Genomic DNA, 19423 nt, shown 5'->3' with positions numbered 1-19423 from the left:
GCTTAGTCGACTTGAACCGTGCCAACCTTAACGGATGGGACGCCAGCACGTACCTTTCTGACGTTCACATTAACGGTGGTGTTGCCACTGTTAGTGTTGTGGGTGGTGTTACCGCTATTGGTGTTGGTGGTATTGCCACTGTTAGTGTTGGTGGTCGTGGTATTGCCAGTCCCGCCGTCGTGATTGCTCGTTGTGTTATGGCTACCAACCGCATTGCTGCCTGAGCCATTCACGGTGTTATCAGCAAATACACAAGGGGACATCAGTGTGGCAGAGAGGATGCCAGCAGCAATTTTGCTAAACAGTTTCATATTTTATTACTTCCTTGATAGTTTAAACATTCTGGGTTTGGTGGACAGTTGGTGGCCTGCCTTCCGTCCGTCAAGCTGCCGAGCCGCTGGGTTTGCCTTTACGTGGCATCGAATGCTGAACGGTAGCTTAACAGGGTTAACGCAAAGATTTGGATCGGGTTGACAGGAAATCGAAAAAATTTTACGTGGCACGGTGCGGGATGATAGCGGGGGAATGGGTTGTGCAATGCCCCCAAAAATGGAAACCCTCCCCGGCGCAATGGGGAGGGTCAATAAGGGCTCTCTGGTGTTTTTATGATGATCTATAAAGGGGACTATCTAAGGCTTGCTTCCGGCTAGCTGGCCATCCTGACTGGCTGGCTGAATGCAAACTTAACGGGTAAAACGGCTGGGATTTGATTTGGTTGACAAGGCGCGGCGATTTTTTTTGATAGGATCATGTTGCCGCTATCCGCTACAATCAAAACAGGCCATTACTGCGAGTCGATACCATGTCTACCGCGACACTGTTAGAAATTGAAGACAAACTCATTACGGCAGATGAGCTTTACGCTATGGGTGATATGCCCGGTGTGGAACTAATAAAAGGAAAGTTACGCAACATGTCCCCAACAGGCTACGAACATGGCGCAACAGAAAGCGACATTGCCTTTCACCTCAAAAGTTTTTTACGTCAGCACAATCTCGGCAAAGTCATGACGGGTGAGGTCGGTGTATACATCCGCCGTAACCCTGATAGCATCCGTGCGGCTGATGTACTGTTCATTTCCCACCAACGCTTGCAACAAGTGCAATCCAAATCGTATCTGGATGTTGCGCCAGAATTGGTGGTAGAAGTCTTGTCGCCGCGTGATTCGTGGGTGGATATGGCAGAAAAGCTGGAAGAGTATTTTTCTATCGGTGTGCTGCAAGTGTGGTTTGCCAATCCGCGTAACAAAACCTTGCAAGTGTTTACCTCCGCGACGGATTCGGTGCTGCTGCGGGGTGATGATTGTGTGTCAGAAATTGCGTTCCTGCCCGGTTTTAGCCTGAATGTTAGTGAAATTTATAGTTAGACTATGGACATCAAGCAACTTCAAACCATCCTAGCCCAAGGCGAAGACAGCCAACACCAGTTCAAGCGTAACTTCACCAACGTGGATTCCTTGGCGGCTGAACTGGTTGCTTTTGCCAACGCTGGCGGCGGACACCTCATCATTGGCGTAGAAGACAGTGGCAACATCACGGGCTTGAGCCGTGAAGACATCGCCCGCCTGAACCAATTGCTATCCAACGCCTCATCCCAGCATGTACGCCCACCGATTCACCCCACCACACAAAACATGACCCTCGAACAAGGCATGATAATGGTCGTGAGTGTGCCTGAAGGCTTGAACAAACCCTATATGGATAACCAAGCCCGCATCTGGGTCAAGGCAGGCGCAGACAAACGCCACGTCACCGCCCGTGAAGAAATCCAGCGTATGTTTCAAGCAACCGGGCTGATCTATGCCGAAGAAACCCTCATACCCAGCACCACCCCGCAAGACATCCAGCGGGTACGCCTCGCCGAGTACTTTGAAAACCGCTACCAACAAACGCTGGAAGAGTCGGGTTTGCCAATAGCGCAAATTATCAAAAGCCTGCACATCGGCAACGGGCAACAACTCAATCTGGCTGGCCTACTGCTGTTCGGTAAAAATCCGCAACAATTTCGCCCCGCTTTCATGGTCAAAGCCGTTTACATCGACGGCACAAGCATCGCCAGCCAACACTACCGCGACAGTGAAGACATCGAAGGCTCCCTTATTGCCCAGTATGAAAAGTCGCTGTCGTTTATCACCCGCAACCTGCACCGCTTGCAGGCAGGGCAAGGTGTAAATAGCCTCGGTAAACTCGAAATTCCCGAAATCGCCTTACAAGAAGTGTTGGTCAACGCCCTAATCCACCGTGATTACTTCATTTCCGCACCGATCCGCATCCTGATGTTTACCGACCGGGTAGAAATCATTAGCCCCGGTCATTTGCCTAACCACTTGACCATTGCGCAAATCCGTTTCGGCTTGTCGAATATGCGTAATCCGATCATTGCTTCGCACGCGACCCGGCAAATGCCTTACCGGGGTTTGGGCAGCGGCATTCCGCGAGCGCTGGAAAGTTACGCTTTTATCCAATTCGTTGACGACCGCGAAGGCAACCAGTTCAAAGTCATCATGCAACGTCCGGCACAACAGGGTACGACTAACCACAGTGTTGCCGTTTGACCCATGCAAACACTCGACGCCAAAACCGTCCCGCTAACGGGAACCAACCTGATCGAAGCTAGTGCCGGAACCGGCAAGACTTGGACTATTTCTTGGCTATACCTGCGCTTGGTCGCGGTGTACGGTCTGCGCGTAGACCAAATCTTGGTCGTTACCTACACCGAAGCCGCCACCGCTGAGCTGCGTGACCGTATCCGTAAACGCTTGGCGGATGCCTTGGCATTCCTAGAAAACCGCGTCAGCGAAGAACCCTACGAAACCTTATTGGAAGAGGTAGAACTGCCTGCCTGCATCCAACGCCTGCAATTGGCGCTGGTCAGTTTCGACGAAGCGGCGGTTTTCACCATTCACGGTTTCTGCAAACGGGTACTGACGGAAAATGCCTTTGAAGCCCGCTTGCCGTTTGAAAGTGAATTGGTGACGAACGAAGACAGTTTGCTTACCGAATTGACGGATAAATTCTGGTATCAGCATTTCCTCACCCCCGACACATTGCACCTGAATTTGCTGCAAAAGCACAACCTGACGCCCGATAACTTGCTGGCAACGGTACGCAACTTCATTGGCAAGCCGTATTTGCACGAAGACATTCCGATGGTGGATGCGGAAAATTTCGCAGTGTTGCAAACCACGTTCAACAGTGCGTTACAGGCATCTCAGGAAACATGGGCGGCGGAACGTAATACCGTGCTTGATTTGTTGCTATCCGGCGTATTGAATGGCTCGACTTACCGCAAAGATTATGTGCAGAAATGGGCGGAAAAGCTGGATGCGGGGCTGGGGGAAGTGGGGTTTCCTGCTGACATTTTGGAGCGTTTCACCCCCGCGTTTTTGCGTGAAAAGACCAAAGCGGGTAAAGCTACGCCCAGCCATGCGTTTTTTAATCAGGTTGAAACCTTATTGGCGGCTTACACGGCTTTGCACACCAACGAAACGGCGGCACTTGAACACTTGCGTTTGCAACTGCTGCATCACTTGCGGCGCGAATTGCCGATCCGTAAGCAGCAATTGGGTATCCTGACTTTCGACGATTTGCTGCTGCATTTGAACCAAGCACTGGAACAACATGCCGATTTTGCCCCGCGTTTGGCGGCGAAATACCGTGCGGCGCTGATTGATGAGTTTCAGGATACTGACCCGATCCAATACGCGATTTTTGGGCGGATTTATTGCGATGCGCCAGAGCCAAGGGTGTTTTACGTTGGCGACCCGAAGCAGGCGATTTACGGTTTTCGCGGGGCGGACATTTACACCTACCTGCAAGCCGCGCAAACCACCGAACACAAGCACACGCTGGGGAAAAATTTCCGCTCCCACCCGGATTTGCTCAAAGCACTCAACCACCTGTTCAAACAGTCGGATGACCCATTCCGTAGCGCCATCACCTACGAACCCGTCGAAGCCGGAAAACCCCAATCCGATTTGTGCGTAACGCCACATTTACCTGTTGTACGCCTTTGGAACTGGACTTCCCTCGACGAACACAACGCCACCCAAGTCGAAGACCTGATCGCCGAAGCAACCGCCGACGACATCGCCCGCCTACTGACCGCTGGGCAACAGGGTATCGCCACTGTTGGTGATGAGGCACTGCAAAGCAAACACATCGCGGTATTGGTGCGCACTGGCAAGCAGGGTGAAAGGGTACGCCAAGCACTGTTAGTACGCGGCATTTCCAGCGTACAAAAGTCCCGTGACAGCATTTTCCGCACCCGCGAAGCTGCCGAACTTCGCGCGGTCTTGCGTGCCATCGCTGAACCGGGCAGCGAATCGGCGCTCAAGCAAGCCTTGGTTACGGAGCTGTTTGCCTACAACGCCAGCCAGTTGTACGCGCTCGACCAGCAGCCGGAGTTGCTCGAAACCGAGTTGGAAGCCTTCCACGCTTGGCATAAAGTTTGGCATACGCAAGGTTTCATGCCGATGTTCCGCCAGATGCTGCGCCAGCGCGGGTTGTATGCGCACTTGTTGTCCTTCGCGGATGGCGAACGCCGCCTCACCAATTTGCTGCACCTTGCCGAACTCATCCACACCGAAAGCCGTTTGCATGGGCATGGGATGCACGCGCTGATCCGTTGGTTGCAACAACGTGCCAGCAGTGCGGAAGAGCAGGATGCGCACCAGTTACGTCTCGAAAGCGATGCCAATTTGGTGCAGATTGTCACCATCCACAAAAGCAAGGGGCTGGAATACGGCGTGGTTTATTGCCCGTATTTGTGGCAGGAACGCGATGCCAAAGCCCGCACGTGGTTTAGCTGGTACGACGACAGCGGCGAAGAAGGCAAGTCCCGCCTGCAAGCCGATTCGCTCGCTGATAATGCGCAACGGGCAAGTTTTTGGGAGGCGGAACGTGCCGAAAACTTGCGCCTGTTGTATGTCGCACTGACCCGCGCCAAATACCACTGCACGGTGGCGTTGGTCAGCGGGCTAATCCCCAAGTTCGACTACTATTCCGCGCTCGGCTGGCTGCTGTTTGGTGGGATGCCGCAACACAAGGACATCCTCGGCAAAGCCCTCAAAGGCGGGATGCCGCCGGAAGAGCGCCAACGCTTGATGCAGCAACGTTTACAGGAAGTGGCAGATACCTCTGATGGCTGTATTGGCCTTGAACCGTTACCCGTTACTGCTGAGTCGATCCGTTACCAGCCGGAAATTTGCACAGATACGCAGGAAGTCCACCACTATAACTTTACCTTGCCGCCCGTACCCAAGGTCGGCAGTTTCAGCGGTTTGGCGGCGGGTAAAGATGACGAAAAGCCGGATTACGACGTGCTGGCCTTCGCTTCTTCGCAGTTTGCTGAGCGTAGCCGCAGTGAGGCGGGGAAAAACGAGCCGTTTCCGCGTGGCGCACAAGCGGGTAGCTGCTTGCACAAGATGCTGGAAGAGCTGGATTTCATACAGCCACTGGCGGGGCAGCGTGAAAAAGTGCTGGTTCCGGCACTGCAACGTCACGGCATGGCAGAACGTTGGTTGGGGGCGGCGGAACGCTTGCTGGACAAAGCCTTGAATACCCCACTGCAAACGCGGCTGGCGCTTTCCGCAATCCCTAAATCCCGGCGTTTGGATGAGTTGGAATTCTATTTCCCGGTTGAGCGCCTGCGCCTGAAACCCTTGCAGCGCATCTTGCACCAACATTTGCCTGCCGCGTGGACAGACATCCATGCCGCGATCGACAAGCTGAAATTCAATACCCTGACGGGTTACATGAAAGGCTTTGTGGACTTGGTGTTTGAGGCGGGGGGACGCTATTTCATCGTCGATTACAAGTCCAACGAATTGGGCAGCACGGCGGATGATTACACCCCGGATGCGATGCAGCAGGCGATGGCGGAACACCATTACTACCTGCAATACTTGATTTACTGTTTGGCGTTGCACCGTTACTTGCGCCAACGGATTCAGGATTATGCGTGGGAAACCCATGCGGGCGGGGCGTTATACCTGTTTTTGCGCGGAATGCAGCCCAATATTCCCGGTTCTGGGGTATTCTTCCATAAGCCGGATGCGGCGCTGATCGACGCGCTGGATGACCTGATGCAAGCATGAGGGGGGATGGATATGACAAACCGCATGTATTTCCTGCTGTTGCTGGGGCTGTTTTTGCTGCTGGCAATCGCGTTGGGGATCGCGCCGTGGTATCGCGCTGACTGGATGTTGGAAAACGTGCTGTCGGTGTTGGGGGTGGGGTTTTTATGGTTCACCCGCAATTCGCAGCCTTTGTCGCGCACCTCCTACACGTTGCTGTTTGCCTTCCTGTGCCTGCATGAACTTGGCTCGCATTACACCTATGCAGAAGTGCCGTATGACCAATGGTGGCAGTCGGCGTTTGGCTATTCCTTGAACGAATCGCTGGGTTTTGAGCGCAATCATTTCGACCGGCTGGTGCATTTCCTTTACGGCTTGATGTTGGTGTATCCGTTGCGGGAAATGTTTATGCGCGTGGCGGGGGTGAAAGGTTTTTGGAGCTATTTTTTGCCGCTGGATGTTGTGATGTCCACGTCCATGCTGTACGAGTTGGTGGAATGGGCGGCGGCGGAAGTTTTCGGCGGCGGTTTGGGCGCAGCTTATCTAGGGATACAGGGTGATATATGGGATGCGCACAAGGATATGGGATTGGCAAGTTTGGGGGCGTTGTTGGGCGTGGTGCTAATAGCAGGGGTGCGGTCGTGGTTGCAGCATGAGTAATTGGCAACGTGCCTTAGCGATTTCCGGGCTATTGTATTCGGCGATCTTGTGGGGGCTATTTTGGTATCCGTTCCGCTTGCTGGATGCGATGGGGGTAAACGGGCTGGCGGCGATTTGCATTGCCTACACCTTGCCGCTGCTGGTGGTCGGCTGGTGGTATGGCAAAGAGGTGTTGCTTGCCCGCCGCTATTGGGCGTGGTTGCTGGTGTTGGGGCTGACATCCGGTTGGAGCAATGTCGGCTACGTGCTGGGGGTGCTGGAAGGCGAAGTCATGCGGGTGTTGCTGCTGTTTTACCTGTCGCCGTTGTGGACGGTGTTGCTGGCGCGGGTGCTGCTGGGCGAACGCTTGAGCCTGCTGGGTTGGTTGGTGGTGGTGCTCTCGCTGGCGGGGGCAATGGTGATGTTGTGGCAACCTGCCATTGGGCTGCCGTGGCCTGCCAACCGTGCGGAATGGTTGGGCTTGTCGGCGGGTGTTACCTTTTCCTTGAGCGTGGTCGCGGGGCGGCATTTGGGGGATACGGTCAGTGATGGCGCGAAAACGGTGGCGGTGTGGTTCGGGGTGGCGTTGTTGACCGCAGGCGGTTTGCTATTTTATCCGCAAGCCGCATTTCAGGGCTATTCCGCGTCAGCGGTTTGGTTGCTGCTGGGGTTGGCGGTGGCGATTGGCACGGTGACTTATGCGGTGCAATACGGCGTTGCGCGGATTCCGGCTAGCCAGTCGAGCGTCATTTTCCTGTTTGAATTGGTGGTCGCAGCAGTAGCGGCGTATTGGTTGACCCACGAGCGTATGGCATTGCAGGAATGGTTGGGGGCGGGAATGATCCTGACCGCTAGTTTGTTTTCGGGACGGATGCAGGCGGCGTGATGGGGCTGTTTTTGCGTTGACAGCAATGCTGGCAATGACTACATTGAAGGTTGTTGTTGGACGGAGATAATATGTTATGGCTACCTTAAGTATCCGTAGTTTGCCTGATGATATTCATGCCGCTTTACGTGTCCGGGCTGCTTTACGGGGGCGCAGTATGGAGGCAGAAGCCCGCCAAATCCTGATCCAAGTTTGTAAGCCACCACCGAAACAAGCCGATTTTGCACAATTACAACAATGGGTTGATCAGATGTACGGCGATAAAAAGCCCACCCAAGTTGTCGATGCGCTGATAGCTGAGCGCCGTGCGGAGGCAGTGCACGAATGATTGTCCTCGATGCTTCGGCGCTATTGGCGTTTATGTTCAAGGAAACGGGGCATGAGGTTGTCACGGGTTATTTGGATGATTGCTGCATTTCCAGCGTTAATTTGTTGGAGGTCGCGTCCCGTTTCAGCCGTGATGGTTTGCCTGTCGCACCTGTGTTGCAACTAATCAGTGGCTTGGGCATAACGATTATCCCGTTTGAGGAAACTCATATTTTGTCAGTGGCAGCGTTGGCAAAAGTGGGTAAGGAATACGGCTTGTCGCAAGCTGATCGCATTTGCCTTGGGTTGGGCCTGTTCTTGGATTTGCCCGTGTTGACGGCGGATAAGGTTTGGCAGGATGTGGGGCTGGAGATGGAGATTGTTGTATTCCGTTGATAGTTAAGTGTGATCCTAACCGCTAGTTTGTTTTCGGGGCGGATGCAGGCGGCGTGATCCAGTCAGCGAACCACGTAGTCAATTCGCGGGTATCGCCCAAGCTGCCGAGACGATGTTCAATGGCGTCGTGGTTGCCCCACAGTACATCAGCCCAAGCACCATCGGCTACGCCCGCTTCCATCTCTTTGCAATAAAGCCCCAGACCGCGCTGGACATAGAATCCATAAGTACGGCAAGCCACCGGGCGATGGGCATAAACCGGGCAAGCTCCCGTTGCTTGATCCAGCATCGGGCAGACAATCGGGCGCGATGACTGCGTGGCGAGTGCTGTCATTTTCTGACCGACTTCTTGGAGCTGTTCCGGGGGAAGTGTGGTTAGCCCAGCGCATAGCAAATCCCATTCGGCTTGGGTGAGCCGGGGAATCTCGGCGAGCCGGTGGCAACAACTATCGCAACCCATGCGGCATAACCAATCAGGATGTCCATCCCGGATGGCTTGTACACGTTCTTCAATATCGGCGTGGAGTTGGGAGAGTATGTTCATCCGGGTATCAGTCTTTTGGGGTGAGCGTTAGTAGTTTGTCAGGACGGTGCTCAGTGATTGCCCGCAGCCCTGACGTAGGCATCGCGTTTGGCTTGTAACCCATCCCGGATGCTTTGCGGCACGCTGTCGCGGATACTGGCGTAGGCCGCTTCCGCTGGTTTTTCAAGCGCAGGCAGCACGAACGAAGGGGTTTTAACCTTGTGCCCATTTGCCGTCACTTCCAGCCAATCATAGCTGCCACCCACGGGTGGCATGGGGAGGGCTACCCACTTCCGCGTAAATATGCCCTGCGCAGACAGGGTTTGGTACAGCTCCCCGACTTGGGTGGCTGTAAGGGTAAATTTCTCATGCCATTCGGGTGTGCCAGTGCCGGGATAATCAGGCCACAGCACCATTTCACCCTGACCCGCTGCCGTTAGCTGGATCATGTATTCGTAATGGTAAGGCGGCGGCATACTGCCCGCTACCCACTGGTAGGTCAGTTCAAAATCAGCCGGAACGGTAACATCAGTAGTAGGTTGCATAGCCATACCCCGCGTGCTGGTAAACAACAGGAACAACGCCGCCACTAAAAGGCTGTATGGGTAACTTTTCATAACGCACCTCCGGTGTCGTGTGTGGAATCAAGGGTGTTATTATGCTACCACAGCGCGTTTGTTTTCGCCGGAGGATGAAAAATGAAGGTTAATCGGATTTTCCAAGGCTTATTACTGGTGTGCGGGCTATTCCTGCTCGCCGCCTGTTGCCGCAGCCCGGAACAGCAATTGGGCAAACTGGCTTTGCCTGCCGTGACCACGCAAGTGTTGTTGGTGACAAGTGCCGACTGGAATGCCTCTGAAGCGGTGTTGCAACGCATGGAAAAGCAAGCGGATGGCTGGCACGCAGTCGGCAAGGACATTCCGGTCAGGGTAGGGCGCAACGGCTTGGGTTGGGGGCTTGGCCTGCATACCGATGGCACTAGCGGGGTGCAGAAAAAGGAAGGTGACGGGAAAGCGCCCGCCGGTGTTTTCGCCTTGGGTAATGTGTTTGGTTATGCCGCGCAAGCCCCCGCTGGTTTGCAGATGCCCTACCGGATTGCCAGCGACCGTGATTACTTTGTGGATGCTACCGATTCGCCCGATTACAACCACTGGCGCACGATCCCGCCCGAGCAGGCGAATGAGCCAAAACAGCGTTGGAATTCTTTCGAGCGGATGCGCCGCGATGACCATCAGTACGAATACGGCCTGATCATCGGGCATAACATGCTGCCGACCACCGTGGGGCGTGGCAGTGCGATTTTCCTGCATGTGTGGTTAAACCCGGAAACCGCGACTTCCGGTTGCACCGCCATGAGCCGCGAAAACCTGTTGGAAGTGCTGACCTGGCTCAAGCCCAACGCCCAGCCGTTGCTGGTGCAAGTGCCAGCGGGTGAACTGGCGGACTTGCGCCTTTAATTTTTCCAGAATGCCAGTAAGCCGTTGGTTTGTTCCAGCAAGTAATTCTTGCGCCAGTGGTCGCCTTGGGTGGTTTTGAGCAATTGTTCCAGTTGGCGCAGGCAAGCGGCTTGGCGTGTTTTGTCGTTTTTCGCCCAATCTTTCAGGAGTGACAGCAACGAACTGTCGAGATCAAGGTCTAGGTAAATGGGTTTGGCGTATTCCTGCAAAATACGGTTAAACAATTCCTGCTTACGTGGGGCGGGCAAGGTGCTGTAGCACTCCCACAGGGTCGTGCAGGTGGTGCGCATCAGGGTGTAAATGTGGTTTTCCGGGTCATCCATTTTGTCAGCCAATTGTGGCAGGCAACTGATCACGGCGAAGCACAGGTCGGTGGTTTCGCGGGTCGGGGTGGTGGCTTTGCGGGCAGTATCCAGCATTTTGCGGATGGTTTCGGCAAGTTTTTCGGCACTGCTGCTGTAAATATACCCGCTGGAATTGGCGTGGCGTTGGATCATGTCCGCCAGCATTTGCTGGTATTTGGGTTCAGCAGGTTCATCACCACCCAGCAGGTCGGAAAAGCAGATCAGTAAGGTGTCGCGGAAATCACCGTCTTGCAGTGCCTTTTCCTGCACAAATTCTTTGAGCTGCTGGTGTGAAAGTTGCTGGAGGATGTGCTCAATTTGCCCTTGGCGAGTGGTTGGTTTTTGCATGGATTGCCTTGCCTGTTTTTCATTGTGGGCGCAGTGTATCGGCTTCAAGCTTGAGGGTAAATTAAAGCCATGCGTTATTTGAAACTGTTTTTGCTTGGGTGGGTTCTATTGGCGCTCGGCGGCTGTAACGGCTTGCCGAATGCCAGCGATGCGGGTCTGGTTTCGATCGCCCCCAATGTCTATGTGGAACCCGTCATGGATGGCATGAGCCGTCGCCAACTTGCCCAAGCAACCGCAGATGCGGAACAGGCCATCGGCGCGGCGTATGGTTCCGTGCGCACCCATCCCCCCATTTACGCTTGTGCCACCGATGGTTGTTACACCCACATGGGCGGCAGCATGGGTTCCACGGCGGAAGCCCTCGACGACCGCATCGTGCTGTCACCGGGTGGTTTGAATTGGCATTTCATTGCCCACGAATGGTCACATGCCGAACTCTTTAGCCGCCTAACTCCCGCGACTTGGCAGCGGATGCCGCAATGGTTCAACGAAGGTTTAGCGGTTGCTATCAGCCAAGAGCCAGAATATTCCGAAAATGCGTGGCAATACGTGCTTGCCAACAACTTGCCATGCCCCCGTTATGAAGAATTGCGGGGACTCAGGACGTTGCCGCAATGGTCGGATGCGGTCAGTTACTATAACCAGCAGAATGAATCGCACCGGGCGCGGGGTGAGATGGAAGTTGCCCCGGTGTATGCGGCGGCAGGTCATGTGGTGCGTCCGTGGCTAGCGCGGGTGGGTTCTGCCGGTTTGTCGAGGCTCATTCAGCGCATGAATGCCGGTGCACCTTTCGATGCGGTATTTTAGTAGCCGTTAATACACTTGGAATAACTGCCGGTGATGGTTGGTATGGGCGCAAATCCGGCAGTGGGTTTGCACGGCATTATCCGTTGCAGGGTAGTGGAAGGGGCTACCGCAGGCTTGGCAATGCGCGGGTATTAGCGGAACCTGTGCTTGCTGTTGCACCTGCATGGGTTTGACGCGAATGGCGTGTTGGTCGCAGCTATCTTCGCAAATGCTGCATCCGGTGCAATGGCTGGGCTGGAAGGTGTAAGCAGATATTTGCCCGTTGGTGGCTTTTTCCCGCGTGATGGCTTGGTGTGGGCAAAGCAACGCACAGGCGTCGCAGCCATTGCAGGTGCTTGTGTCCAACGTGGGAACAAAGGGATACAAGGCGGTGCGCGGGTTTTGTGCTGCGGGTAACAGGGTAGGCCACGGGGCAGCAGCCGTTGCGGTGGGGAATTCCTGTGTGTATTCGATGCCTGTTTCTACCGCAAGGGTCATGGCTTGGCGGAAAAACTGGCGACGGTTAGTGGGGGGCACTTCAACCAGCGGGGCAAGGCGTTGGTGGGCTTGTTCCCATTGTGCGGATGAAAGTGTTGCGTGTGTGATTAAGGAGGCTGTCCGGCTGGCAAGGAGGGTCTCGATGTTTGCCAGCCGCGACAGCAAAAGGTCTTGCCCCGGATAAGTAGGGCAAGTTTCACAATACCCGCGTGAAGACAATACCTGCTGGTAGCCAGCGTGGTAATGCGCTAGTAGCCATGAGGGACTGAGGGCATGGAGGCAAGGGATTACCCCGTCACCTGTGCGCCCATCCTTGGAGCGTCCACAGGCGAGGAGTAAAGTCTTGCACCCATCCAGCATACCTTTTGCCGGATGCAGGTCTTGCCCTAACGCGGATTCGGGGCAAGCGGCAACACACAAACCGCAACCGTCGCAACGGCTGGTATTGATGCGTAAGCCGCTATCGTCCAGCAGCCATGCGTCTTGGGGACAACTGTCCACACAACGGGTACAGCTTGCCACTTCGCAACGGCTATGGACGCAACGTTCAGCGGTAATTTCCGGGATTACCCATTCCTGTTTTAATTGCTTAAACCATCCCAGCGATAAGCCCATCTGTTACCAACTCGGGGCAGTGCCGGGGTAATACTGCATCGGCTGGGGTTGGATGGCTGCCCGTTGGCGGGCTTTCATGCGGGTTTCGACTTCCTCATGGCTGGGGCGCGGGGAACCGAGTATTTCTGCCAGCATATCGCGCAATTTGTCGGCATAGGTGCTGGTCAGCAAACCAAGGTAAGCATAAAACGCGGTTTCGCAATGCTCAGCGACCCGTTTGGTAAAAGGTAACAGCCAGCGCAGTAAGTGTTCATCCATGAACGTGGCGATTTCTTCCAAGAGCAGTGGGGTGTTATCCGCCGCCGCTTTATCCAACAGAAAAGCAATGAAGAGCAACTGGTTAACCAAATGGTCATCTGCCATCTTGCGCCAGTTGGGGGCTTCCAAACCGTGGCGGGCATACCATTCGCGCACGTCAAACATCGGTTGCTGGCAAACCAACTCCTCATCATCCAACCACACCGACTCGTTTGGGGAAGTATGGTAACTGCCATTGAGGTAAATGTCGGCGAAATCGGTGGCAAGTGCATCCAGCTCGCTATCCGTGATCGGTTGGGAAAGCCCTTCGGTGGCGGGAAAATTGATGGCCTGCAATTCCGCCAACCGTTCCCGCGTCAGTTCAGTCGCGTGTAAATCTGCCAGCAGGCGTAAGTAGTCGGTGATTTCCTGCATTACTTCGCCCCCTTGTCTTCAACGATACCTTTGCTGTGCGGCACGAACACAATCGAGGGGTTGGTGAGTTCGGGATTTGCCATGCTTTTCACTTGGCGTACCACTTTCTCATGCGGGGCAACCGCTTTGGTGGGGTAAGTCCCGGCACGCAATTGGTCGATAGGGCCGATGTCTAGCACGCGCATCATGCAGGCTTGCACGCAATACGGTTTGCGCCCCGCGTCGATTTCATCCACACACATATTGCACTTGGAAACAATATTTTGGTCGGGGATGAATTGCGGCGCACCGAATGGGCACGCAGCTTCGCAACGGCGGCAGCCAATGCACAGGCTGGAATCAATGTCGACGATGCCATCCTTAACGCGCTTGAAAATCGCTCCGGTAGGGCAGGTCGGTAAGCAAGCTGGTTCTGCGCAATGGTTGCACGACATATTCACTTTGTAAGCGTAAACGTCCGGGTATGTCCCGCCCTCAACATACATTACCCGCCGAAAACGTGGCCCCGGTGCGAGGCCGTTTTTGTCCTTGCAGGCGATTTCACAGGCGCGGCAACCGATGCAATCCACATTGTTGTGGACGAAACCAAACTGCTGGACGGGGATGACCGGCGTGTACGTTTCCTTTTTACGGCGTTGGACAGCTTCTTTTACCTTGGCCTTGTCGAGAGTTTCATTTGCCATGAGTGCTTCTCCTTAGCTTAAAGGTCACGCCGGAAAACGTGGCTGCGGGCGGTGGATAACTGATCCCACCCCGGTTTGTGGGCAAGGTCGGTTTTCTGCACATTCGCCAGCACCGTGTTATAAGCGAATGAACCCGCCGGGCTAGGTTCATCCAATGTGAGCATGTCTGGGTTGCCGGAACGGTCTATGCCATTCTCGTCCAAGTCCAACCATGCACCTTCGTGCAATACCAGCACGCCCGGCATACAACGCTCAGTAACATAAGCGGGAACCACCACTTTACCCCGGTCGTTGAACACTTCCACCGTATCGCCGGTCTTGATGCCGAGCTTTTTCGCGTCAGAGGCGTTGATGGTGACTTCCTGTGAATAGGTTTCACGCAACCAGCCGACGTTATTGAAGATGGAATGCGTGCGGTGACGCGGGTGTGGTGAAATTAAATGGAACGGGTGTTTGACGGTCTTTTCCTTGTCACCCAAGTATTCCCACGGCACGATCCATTTAGGGATGGCGGGGATTTCATGCCCGTAAGCGGTTTTTGTCCAGTCGTCGTATTGGGCCAACTGCCCGGAAAAGATTTCGATCTTGCCGGAAGCAGTAGGCCACGGGACGCCTTTTTCCACATTGTCTTGGAAGGCAACGTGCGGGCGATCCAGCTTGAATTTGTACACGCCACGTTTCTGGAATTCCTCCCATGACATTTCAACGTGTTGGTGTGCCATGACCTTATGTTCCCACCATTCTTGCAGGTAAGCATTATCTACCGCGTCATCATGCTGGAAATAATCGCGGTTGGCCTTGGGGTTATAGCGCTTGCCAAATTGCTCACCACCTAGCCGGTAAGCCAGTTCGGTGTAGATTTGGAAGTCAGTTTTACTTTCACCTAGCGGTTCGATCACTTTGGGGCGGTGGATATAGTAGTGTCCCTTGTACCACGGTAATGCCACATCGTGACGCTCAAAATGCGTTGCTACCGGCAGCAGTACGTCTGCGTACAAGCCGGAAGGGGTAATGGTCGAATCATTACACACCACCAAGTCGAGCTTGTTGATGGCTTTGATTTCCTTGTTGATATTGGTGAGCTGGTTAAACCAGTCCGAGCCTTGCCAGAAAATGCCGCGAATGTCGGGAATCACCCCATCGCCCGCCTTGCCACCCGGCCATAGGCCGATGTCCTCGCGTTTCACATTCGGGTAGTTGAGTACGCAATGCGCCCAACGGTCGGATTTGATCGACTCGTAAAACACATTGGCGAATTCGTCGTAAGGGTAGGCGACCCCCTCGGCGTGCCACGCCTTGCCGATACCTTCCGCACAACCACCGAGGATGCCGATATTGCCGGTCATGGCTTGCAACGCCGCTGCCATGCGGTTGTATTGTTCGCCGTAAGCATTACGCCCCGGAGCCCAAGACGCTTTCAGCGCGGCGGGTTTGGTGGTGGCGTACAGTTGCGCCAGTTTCTTGATGTCATCAGCCGATACGCCGCAGATTTCCGCTGCCCATTCCGGGGTTTTCGGGGTGTTGTCGTATTTGCCGAAGATGTAATCCCGGAAGTTTTCTTTGTCCTTGGCCCAATCTGGCATCGTGCCAGCATCCATGCCTTGGGTGAATTTATTGATGAAGTTCTGGTCTTGCCAGTTATTGGCGAAAATGTGGTGCACCATCCCTGCCATCATTGCCGCATCGGTATTGGGGCGGATCGGAATCCACCACGCATCATAAGCAGAAGCGGAATCGGTGTATTGCGGGTCAACCAGCACGAATTTGCAGCCTTGCTGTTTCGCCATGCGCATGTAATAGAAGGTGTTGCCGCCGTGGAAGGTGTAAGCCGGGTTCCAGCCCCACATAATGATCAGCTTGGCGTGGGCGAAAGTATCGTCTTCATTGCCGTCTTCAATCGTGCCGAAAGTAATGCGCGAACTGAATTTTGTGCCTTCATACGACGGCACTGACCATGAACTGGTGCGGCAACCGTACATCCCTAAGAAACGCCCCAGCAAACCTTCGATCTGGTCGGATTTGTGCAATACGCCATACGACGCGCCCGCGTAGGATTGGTCGAGCAGGGCAGTGGGGCCGTATTTGCTTTTTAGCTCCTCCATCTTGCCTGCGACATGATCCAGTGCCGCATCCCACGACGCGCGTTTGAACTTGCCTTCGCCGCGTGCACCAGTACGTACCATCGGGTACAGCAAACGTTCTTGCGAATACAAACGCGAACGGTAGGAACGCCCGCGCAAACAAGCACGCAGTTGCGGTTCCTCGAAAGTGTCTTTGCCGAATTCACCGCCCTTTTGGTAACGCCCGTCATCGGTGGAAAGGCGCACGATCACGTCACCTTTTTTGTGTGCCACCAGCATGTGGCGCGAACCGCAGTTGTGGGCGCAACTGGTGACGACTGTGGTCAGGTCGTTATCGCGGGGGTAAGGCTCATACGCAAACGCTTGGGCTTCCTTGGGCTTGAGCGTCAGCCCACCGGCTGCGATGGCAGCAGAACCCACTGCTGTGGTTTTCAGGAAGCTGCGCCGATCCATCTTCAGGGCGGATTTCAGCTTGTCTTGCCAGTCTTGTCCACTCATGGCTTGCTCCCTTCAATCAAGAAACGTAGGTCAGATTCGGTGGGGCGGTCTTTCGCCCAGTCAGGTACGGTTGCACCCGCTCCCGGCCAAGCGTGGCGAGGGTAGGGGAAACTGGTGCGATACCATGCGCGTCCGCCGTGGCAGCCGTAGCAAGAATCGCCACCGTTAGCGGTTGCTTCCTGTTCAATCGCGGCGGCATTGAGGTAGTTAACCTTGTGGCGGTTGGTGCGGATCGACACATGGCACAGTAAGCAATTGTTCTGGAAGGCCGCACCGCTTTCATGCCAAGGCCCCGGCAACCCCATGTTCTGGTAAGGAAATTGCCCATGGCAGCGTAAGCACAGATTGGGGTCAACCATTTTACGCATGGTCAAATCGGTGGGGCTGTCCGCTGATGTACCGGAAACTTCGTCGCGCGGGTTATTGCCTTGATGGCAGGTGGTGCAACTCATCGTGGCGACTTTCTTGATGAAAGGCGCGGTCAGGTGACGCTGGTGGAAAGTCATTTGTTCGCCCGCGTAAGTATCGAGGGTTTGATACCACGCCAACGTATCGGTTTTCTTTAAGCCTGCCGGGGAAGCATCACGGGTTTTGCTATCCAGTACTTCCTGATGGCATTTGAGGCAGTCTGCATCGGTGGCTTTGTCGATAGCAGGTTTGAAATGGATGGGGTCGTAGCGGGCGCGTCCGTAGTCATTGGTAACTAGTGTCGCGGCGGCTACTTGTGTCGCTGGTGCTGTGGGGGGTGTGGATGGGGCTGCTGCTTCCTGCGCTTTTGGGCTGGTATTGCTTGCCGCAGGGGCAGGTGCGCCATTGGAATCTGACATGAAATGTACGCTGAAGCCCCCCACCAATGCCAAGATAATGGCTACGACACCAACCCACCACTTGTCTGTGTTTGCATTCATGTAACGTGACTCCTTTAATTAAACCCCCCTCAATCCCCCCTTATCAGGGGGGACGTTGGGAGGAATCTTTTATTACTTAGCTGGTGGTGTCCAAGTTTGACCGGACATTCCGTTCATCCCTGACATGCCATTCATGCCGCCCATGCCAGACATCCCGTTCATTCCTGACATGCCATCCATGCCGGACATCCCGTTCATTCCCGACATACCATTCATGCCGCCCATGCCGGACATGCCATTCATGCCGCCCATGCCAGACATCCCGTTCATCCCTGACATGCCATTCATGCCACCCATGCCGGACATCCCGTTCATTCCTGACATGCCATTCATGCCGGACATCCCGTTCATCCCCGACATACCATTCATGCCGGACATCCCGTTCATCCCGCCCATGCCTGTCTGAACAGGAACCCATTTGGTACAGACTTTGTTACCAGACATTCCCGACATGCCATTCATGCCGCCCATGCCGGACATCCCGTTCATCCCTGACATGCCATTCATGCCGGACATCCCGTTCATCCCCGACATGCCATTCATGCCTGACATCCCGTTCATGCCGCCCATGCCATTCATGCCTGACATCCCGTTCATTCCCGACATGCCATTCATACCAGACATCCCGTTCATGCCGGACATGCCATTCATGCCTGACATTCCGTTCATGCCGCCCATGCCATTCATCCCAGACATTCCGTTCATGCCAGCCATACCACTTTGGGCGTCAGCCCATTCAGCACAGATCATAGCAGTGTTACCGCTCATGCCAGACATCCCGTTCATTCCCGACATGCCATTCATGCCACCCATGCCAGACATCCCGTTCATTCCCGACATGCCATTCATGCCGCCCATGCCCGACATCCCGTTCATACCTGACATGCCATTCATGCCCGACATTCCGTTCATTCCCGACATGCCATTCATGCCGCCCATGCCCGACATCCCGTTCATACCTGACATGCCATTCATGCCGCCCATGCCCGACATCCCGTTCATTCCCGACATGCCATTCATACCAGACATCCCGTTCATACCAGACATCCCGTTCATACCAGACATCCCGTTCATACCAGACATCCCGTTCATGCCGCCCATGCCAGCCATGCCTTGTTGGTCTTCAGCAAACGCGACGGGGGAGAGCAACATCGCACCAACCAACATAGCCAAGGTTTTCTTAACAAACTGTTTCATTTGAATCCTCCAGTGAATGAGTTAACTAACTGTTACGTTTCGGAACTTACTTGTTGGTATGCCACCCACGGAGATCGTAAGGGGGAAACATGCCAGCGCGAGTGAAGGGGGTAAACCAATTGCCTTGGTTCTCCAGAAAGTGCAATGAGTAGGGGTAAGGTTGTTCCACGCCCTGCAATGCGGTGGAATACCACGTTGCGTCTTTGGTGACTTCAGTGACGGTGGGTGCGGTTGCGGGACGTTCCGCCGGATGTGTGCCTGCTACATAGGCTACATCTCCTGCCTGCACGGTAGTGGCAAACAGCAGGAATACGGCAATCTGCATTGGGGGGCAGATGAAATTCCGCATGTGCATGTTGTGTTCCTCCTCAGGTTTACGCTTCTCTCATCCGTCTTGACAGCAGGATTTGTGCCAGATGTGCTTTTATGGGCATATCTAACTGATATTCATGGTTTATGTGGTTTGCTGGTCAGAGATGTGGCGGGTTGTTGGTATTTGAGTTTCATGAC

20 protein-coding genes are annotated in these 19423 nt (G+C 54.5%); 9 read left to right on the top strand and 11 right to left on the bottom strand.

The annotated features are described in order from the left end of the window. Positions 1 to 2 precede the first annotated feature (2 nt). Positions 3 to 311, bottom strand: coding sequence for a hypothetical protein (locus PHE17_RS17115; RefSeq protein WP_301017120.1), 309 nt, complete (start codon positions 309 to 311; stop codon positions 3 to 5). Positions 312 to 802: 491 nt separating this feature from the next. On the opposite strand from PHE17_RS17115, the gene PHE17_RS17110 reads away from it, so the two are divergent. The 7 genes from PHE17_RS17110 to PHE17_RS17080 all read left to right on the top strand — a co-directional run bounded on the left by PHE17_RS17110 (position 803) and on the right by PHE17_RS17080 (position 8303). After that, positions 803 to 1366, top strand: a complete 564-nt coding sequence (locus PHE17_RS17110) for a Uma2 family endonuclease (protein WP_301017119.1) — start codon at positions 803 to 805, stop codon at positions 1364 to 1366. Between the two features lie 3 nt (positions 1367 to 1369). Beyond that, complete coding sequence (locus PHE17_RS17105) at positions 1370 to 2554, top strand: RNA-binding domain-containing protein (protein ID WP_301017118.1); 1185 nt, start codon at positions 1370 to 1372, stop codon at positions 2552 to 2554. A gap of 3 nt (positions 2555 to 2557) precedes the next feature. Continuing rightward, entirely contained in the window at positions 2558 to 6097 is a 3540-nt protein-coding gene (recB, locus tag PHE17_RS17100; protein WP_301017117.1) for an exodeoxyribonuclease V subunit beta, read from the top strand. A 12-nt stretch (positions 6098 to 6109) separates the two neighbouring features. After that, positions 6110 to 6736 (top strand): DUF2238 domain-containing protein, encoded by a 627-nt coding sequence (locus PHE17_RS17095; RefSeq protein WP_301017116.1) that lies wholly within the window; start codon positions 6110 to 6112, stop codon positions 6734 to 6736. Continuing rightward, the gene (locus PHE17_RS17090) at positions 6729 to 7601 is read left to right on the top strand and encodes a DMT family transporter (RefSeq protein ID WP_301017115.1); all 873 of its coding nucleotides are present in this window, start codon (positions 6729 to 6731) and stop codon (positions 7599 to 7601) included. Before PHE17_RS17095 ends, PHE17_RS17090 begins: the two co-directional genes overlap by 8 nt. 76 nt (positions 7602 to 7677) lie before the next feature. Then, a complete protein-coding gene (locus tag PHE17_RS17085) occupies positions 7678 to 7929 on the top strand; it encodes a hypothetical protein (protein ID WP_301017114.1) in 252 nt (83 codons plus the stop codon). After that, positions 7926 to 8303, top strand: a complete 378-nt coding sequence (locus tag PHE17_RS17080) for a type II toxin-antitoxin system VapC family toxin (RefSeq protein WP_301017113.1) — start codon at positions 7926 to 7928, stop codon at positions 8301 to 8303. Before PHE17_RS17085 ends, PHE17_RS17080 begins: the two co-directional genes overlap by 4 nt. 22 nt (positions 8304 to 8325) lie before the next feature. On the opposite strand, the gene PHE17_RS17075 is transcribed toward PHE17_RS17080, so the two are convergent. Together PHE17_RS17075 and PHE17_RS17070 are read right to left on the bottom strand one after the other, a co-directional pair. Next, complete coding sequence (locus PHE17_RS17075; RefSeq protein WP_301017112.1) at positions 8326 to 8847, bottom strand: YkgJ family cysteine cluster protein; 522 nt, start codon at positions 8845 to 8847, stop codon at positions 8326 to 8328. Positions 8848 to 8897: 50 nt separating this feature from the next. Continuing rightward, on the bottom strand, positions 8898 to 9443 hold the full coding sequence (locus PHE17_RS17070; protein WP_301017111.1) for a hypothetical protein: 546 nt from the start codon (positions 9441 to 9443) through the stop codon (positions 8898 to 8900). A gap of 81 nt (positions 9444 to 9524) precedes the next feature. On the opposite strand from PHE17_RS17070, the gene PHE17_RS17065 reads away from it, so the two are divergent. Then, entirely contained in the window at positions 9525 to 10283 is a 759-nt protein-coding gene (locus tag PHE17_RS17065) for a L,D-transpeptidase family protein (RefSeq protein ID WP_301017110.1), read from the top strand. Here PHE17_RS17065 and PHE17_RS17060 read toward each other — a convergent pair. Continuing rightward, positions 10280 to 10975, bottom strand: coding sequence for a hypothetical protein (locus PHE17_RS17060; protein ID WP_301017109.1), 696 nt, complete (start codon positions 10973 to 10975; stop codon positions 10280 to 10282). The two genes, PHE17_RS17065 and PHE17_RS17060, sit on opposite strands and share 4 nt — an antisense overlap. 69 nt (positions 10976 to 11044) lie before the next feature. Between PHE17_RS17060 and PHE17_RS17055 the strand changes: the two genes are divergently transcribed. Next, positions 11045 to 11782, top strand: coding sequence for a hypothetical protein (locus tag PHE17_RS17055; protein ID WP_301017108.1), 738 nt, complete (start codon positions 11045 to 11047; stop codon positions 11780 to 11782). 6 nt (positions 11783 to 11788) lie between these two features. On the opposite strand, the gene PHE17_RS17050 is transcribed toward PHE17_RS17055, so the two are convergent. From PHE17_RS17050 to PHE17_RS17020, 7 genes are all read right to left on the bottom strand, one after another. Then, positions 11789 to 12874: a 4Fe-4S binding protein gene (locus tag PHE17_RS17050; protein ID WP_301017107.1), complete on the bottom strand. Its 1086-nt coding sequence runs from the start codon at positions 12872 to 12874 to the stop codon at positions 11789 to 11791. A 3-nt stretch (positions 12875 to 12877) separates the two neighbouring features. Beyond that, positions 12878 to 13546 carry a molecular chaperone TorD family protein gene (locus tag PHE17_RS17045; RefSeq protein ID WP_301017106.1) on the bottom strand — a complete coding sequence of 223 codons (669 nt, stop codon included), beginning with the start codon at positions 13544 to 13546 and terminating at the stop codon, positions 12878 to 12880. After that, on the bottom strand, positions 13546 to 14229 hold the full coding sequence (locus PHE17_RS17040) for a 4Fe-4S dicluster domain-containing protein (protein WP_301017105.1): 684 nt from the start codon (positions 14227 to 14229) through the stop codon (positions 13546 to 13548). Before PHE17_RS17040 ends, PHE17_RS17045 begins: the two co-directional genes overlap by 1 nt. Before the next feature lie 17 nt (positions 14230 to 14246). Continuing rightward, entirely contained in the window at positions 14247 to 16808 is a 2562-nt protein-coding gene (locus PHE17_RS17035; protein WP_301017104.1) for a molybdopterin-dependent oxidoreductase, read from the bottom strand. Continuing rightward, positions 16805 to 17716, bottom strand: a complete 912-nt coding sequence (locus PHE17_RS17030) for a hypothetical protein (RefSeq protein ID WP_301017103.1) — start codon at positions 17714 to 17716, stop codon at positions 16805 to 16807. The genes PHE17_RS17035 and PHE17_RS17030 overlap by 4 nt, the downstream gene beginning before the upstream one ends. A 72-nt stretch (positions 17717 to 17788) precedes the next feature. Then, positions 17789 to 18913, bottom strand: a complete 1125-nt coding sequence (locus PHE17_RS17025) for a hypothetical protein (protein WP_301017102.1) — start codon at positions 18911 to 18913, stop codon at positions 17789 to 17791. A 46-nt stretch (positions 18914 to 18959) separates the two neighbouring features. Then, positions 18960 to 19268: a hypothetical protein gene (locus PHE17_RS17020; RefSeq protein WP_301017101.1), complete on the bottom strand. Its 309-nt coding sequence runs from the start codon at positions 19266 to 19268 to the stop codon at positions 18960 to 18962. Positions 19269 to 19423 lie beyond the last annotated feature (155 nt).

This window comes from Thiothrix sp., from assembly GCF_028714775.1.
Lineage (GTDB): Bacteria > Pseudomonadota > Gammaproteobacteria > Thiotrichales > Thiotrichaceae > Thiothrix.
Note: the sequence above shows the minus strand (reverse complement) of the source record. Positions and strands in the feature narration are given on the sequence as shown.

Coding starts and splice junctions, on each gene's coding strand:
- PHE17_RS17115 (WP_301017120.1), bottom strand. CDS start 311: ATGAAACTGTTTAGCAAAATTGCTGCTGGCATCCTCTCTGCCACACTG.
- PHE17_RS17110 (WP_301017119.1), top strand. CDS start 803: ATGTCTACCGCGACACTGTTAGAAATTGAAGACAAACTCATTACGGCA.
- PHE17_RS17105 (WP_301017118.1), top strand. CDS start 1,370: ATGGACATCAAGCAACTTCAAACCATCCTAGCCCAAGGCGAAGACAGC.
- recB (WP_301017117.1), top strand. CDS start 2,558: ATGCAAACACTCGACGCCAAAACCGTCCCGCTAACGGGAACCAACCTG.
- PHE17_RS17095 (WP_301017116.1), top strand. CDS start 6,110: ATGACAAACCGCATGTATTTCCTGCTGTTGCTGGGGCTGTTTTTGCTG.
- PHE17_RS17090 (WP_301017115.1), top strand. CDS start 6,729: ATGAGTAATTGGCAACGTGCCTTAGCGATTTCCGGGCTATTGTATTCG.
- PHE17_RS17085 (WP_301017114.1), top strand. CDS start 7,678: ATGGCTACCTTAAGTATCCGTAGTTTGCCTGATGATATTCATGCCGCT.
- PHE17_RS17080 (WP_301017113.1), top strand. CDS start 7,926: ATGATTGTCCTCGATGCTTCGGCGCTATTGGCGTTTATGTTCAAGGAA.
- PHE17_RS17075 (WP_301017112.1), bottom strand. CDS start 8,847: ATGAACATACTCTCCCAACTCCACGCCGATATTGAAGAACGTGTACAA.
- PHE17_RS17070 (WP_301017111.1), bottom strand. CDS start 9,443: ATGAAAAGTTACCCATACAGCCTTTTAGTGGCGGCGTTGTTCCTGTTG.
- PHE17_RS17065 (WP_301017110.1), top strand. CDS start 9,525: ATGAAGGTTAATCGGATTTTCCAAGGCTTATTACTGGTGTGCGGGCTA.
- PHE17_RS17060 (WP_301017109.1), bottom strand. CDS start 10,975: ATGCAAAAACCAACCACTCGCCAAGGGCAAATTGAGCACATCCTCCAG.
- PHE17_RS17055 (WP_301017108.1), top strand. CDS start 11,045: ATGCGTTATTTGAAACTGTTTTTGCTTGGGTGGGTTCTATTGGCGCTC.
- PHE17_RS17050 (WP_301017107.1), bottom strand. CDS start 12,874: ATGGGCTTATCGCTGGGATGGTTTAAGCAATTAAAACAGGAATGGGTA.
- PHE17_RS17045 (WP_301017106.1), bottom strand. CDS start 13,546: ATGCAGGAAATCACCGACTACTTACGCCTGCTGGCAGATTTACACGCG.
- PHE17_RS17040 (WP_301017105.1), bottom strand. CDS start 14,229: ATGGCAAATGAAACTCTCGACAAGGCCAAGGTAAAAGAAGCTGTCCAA.
- PHE17_RS17035 (WP_301017104.1), bottom strand. CDS start 16,808: ATGAGTGGACAAGACTGGCAAGACAAGCTGAAATCCGCCCTGAAGATG.
- PHE17_RS17030 (WP_301017103.1), bottom strand. CDS start 17,716: ATGAATGCAAACACAGACAAGTGGTGGGTTGGTGTCGTAGCCATTATC.
- PHE17_RS17025 (WP_301017102.1), bottom strand. CDS start 18,913: ATGAAACAGTTTGTTAAGAAAACCTTGGCTATGTTGGTTGGTGCGATG.
- PHE17_RS17020 (WP_301017101.1), bottom strand. CDS start 19,268: ATGCACATGCGGAATTTCATCTGCCCCCCAATGCAGATTGCCGTATTC.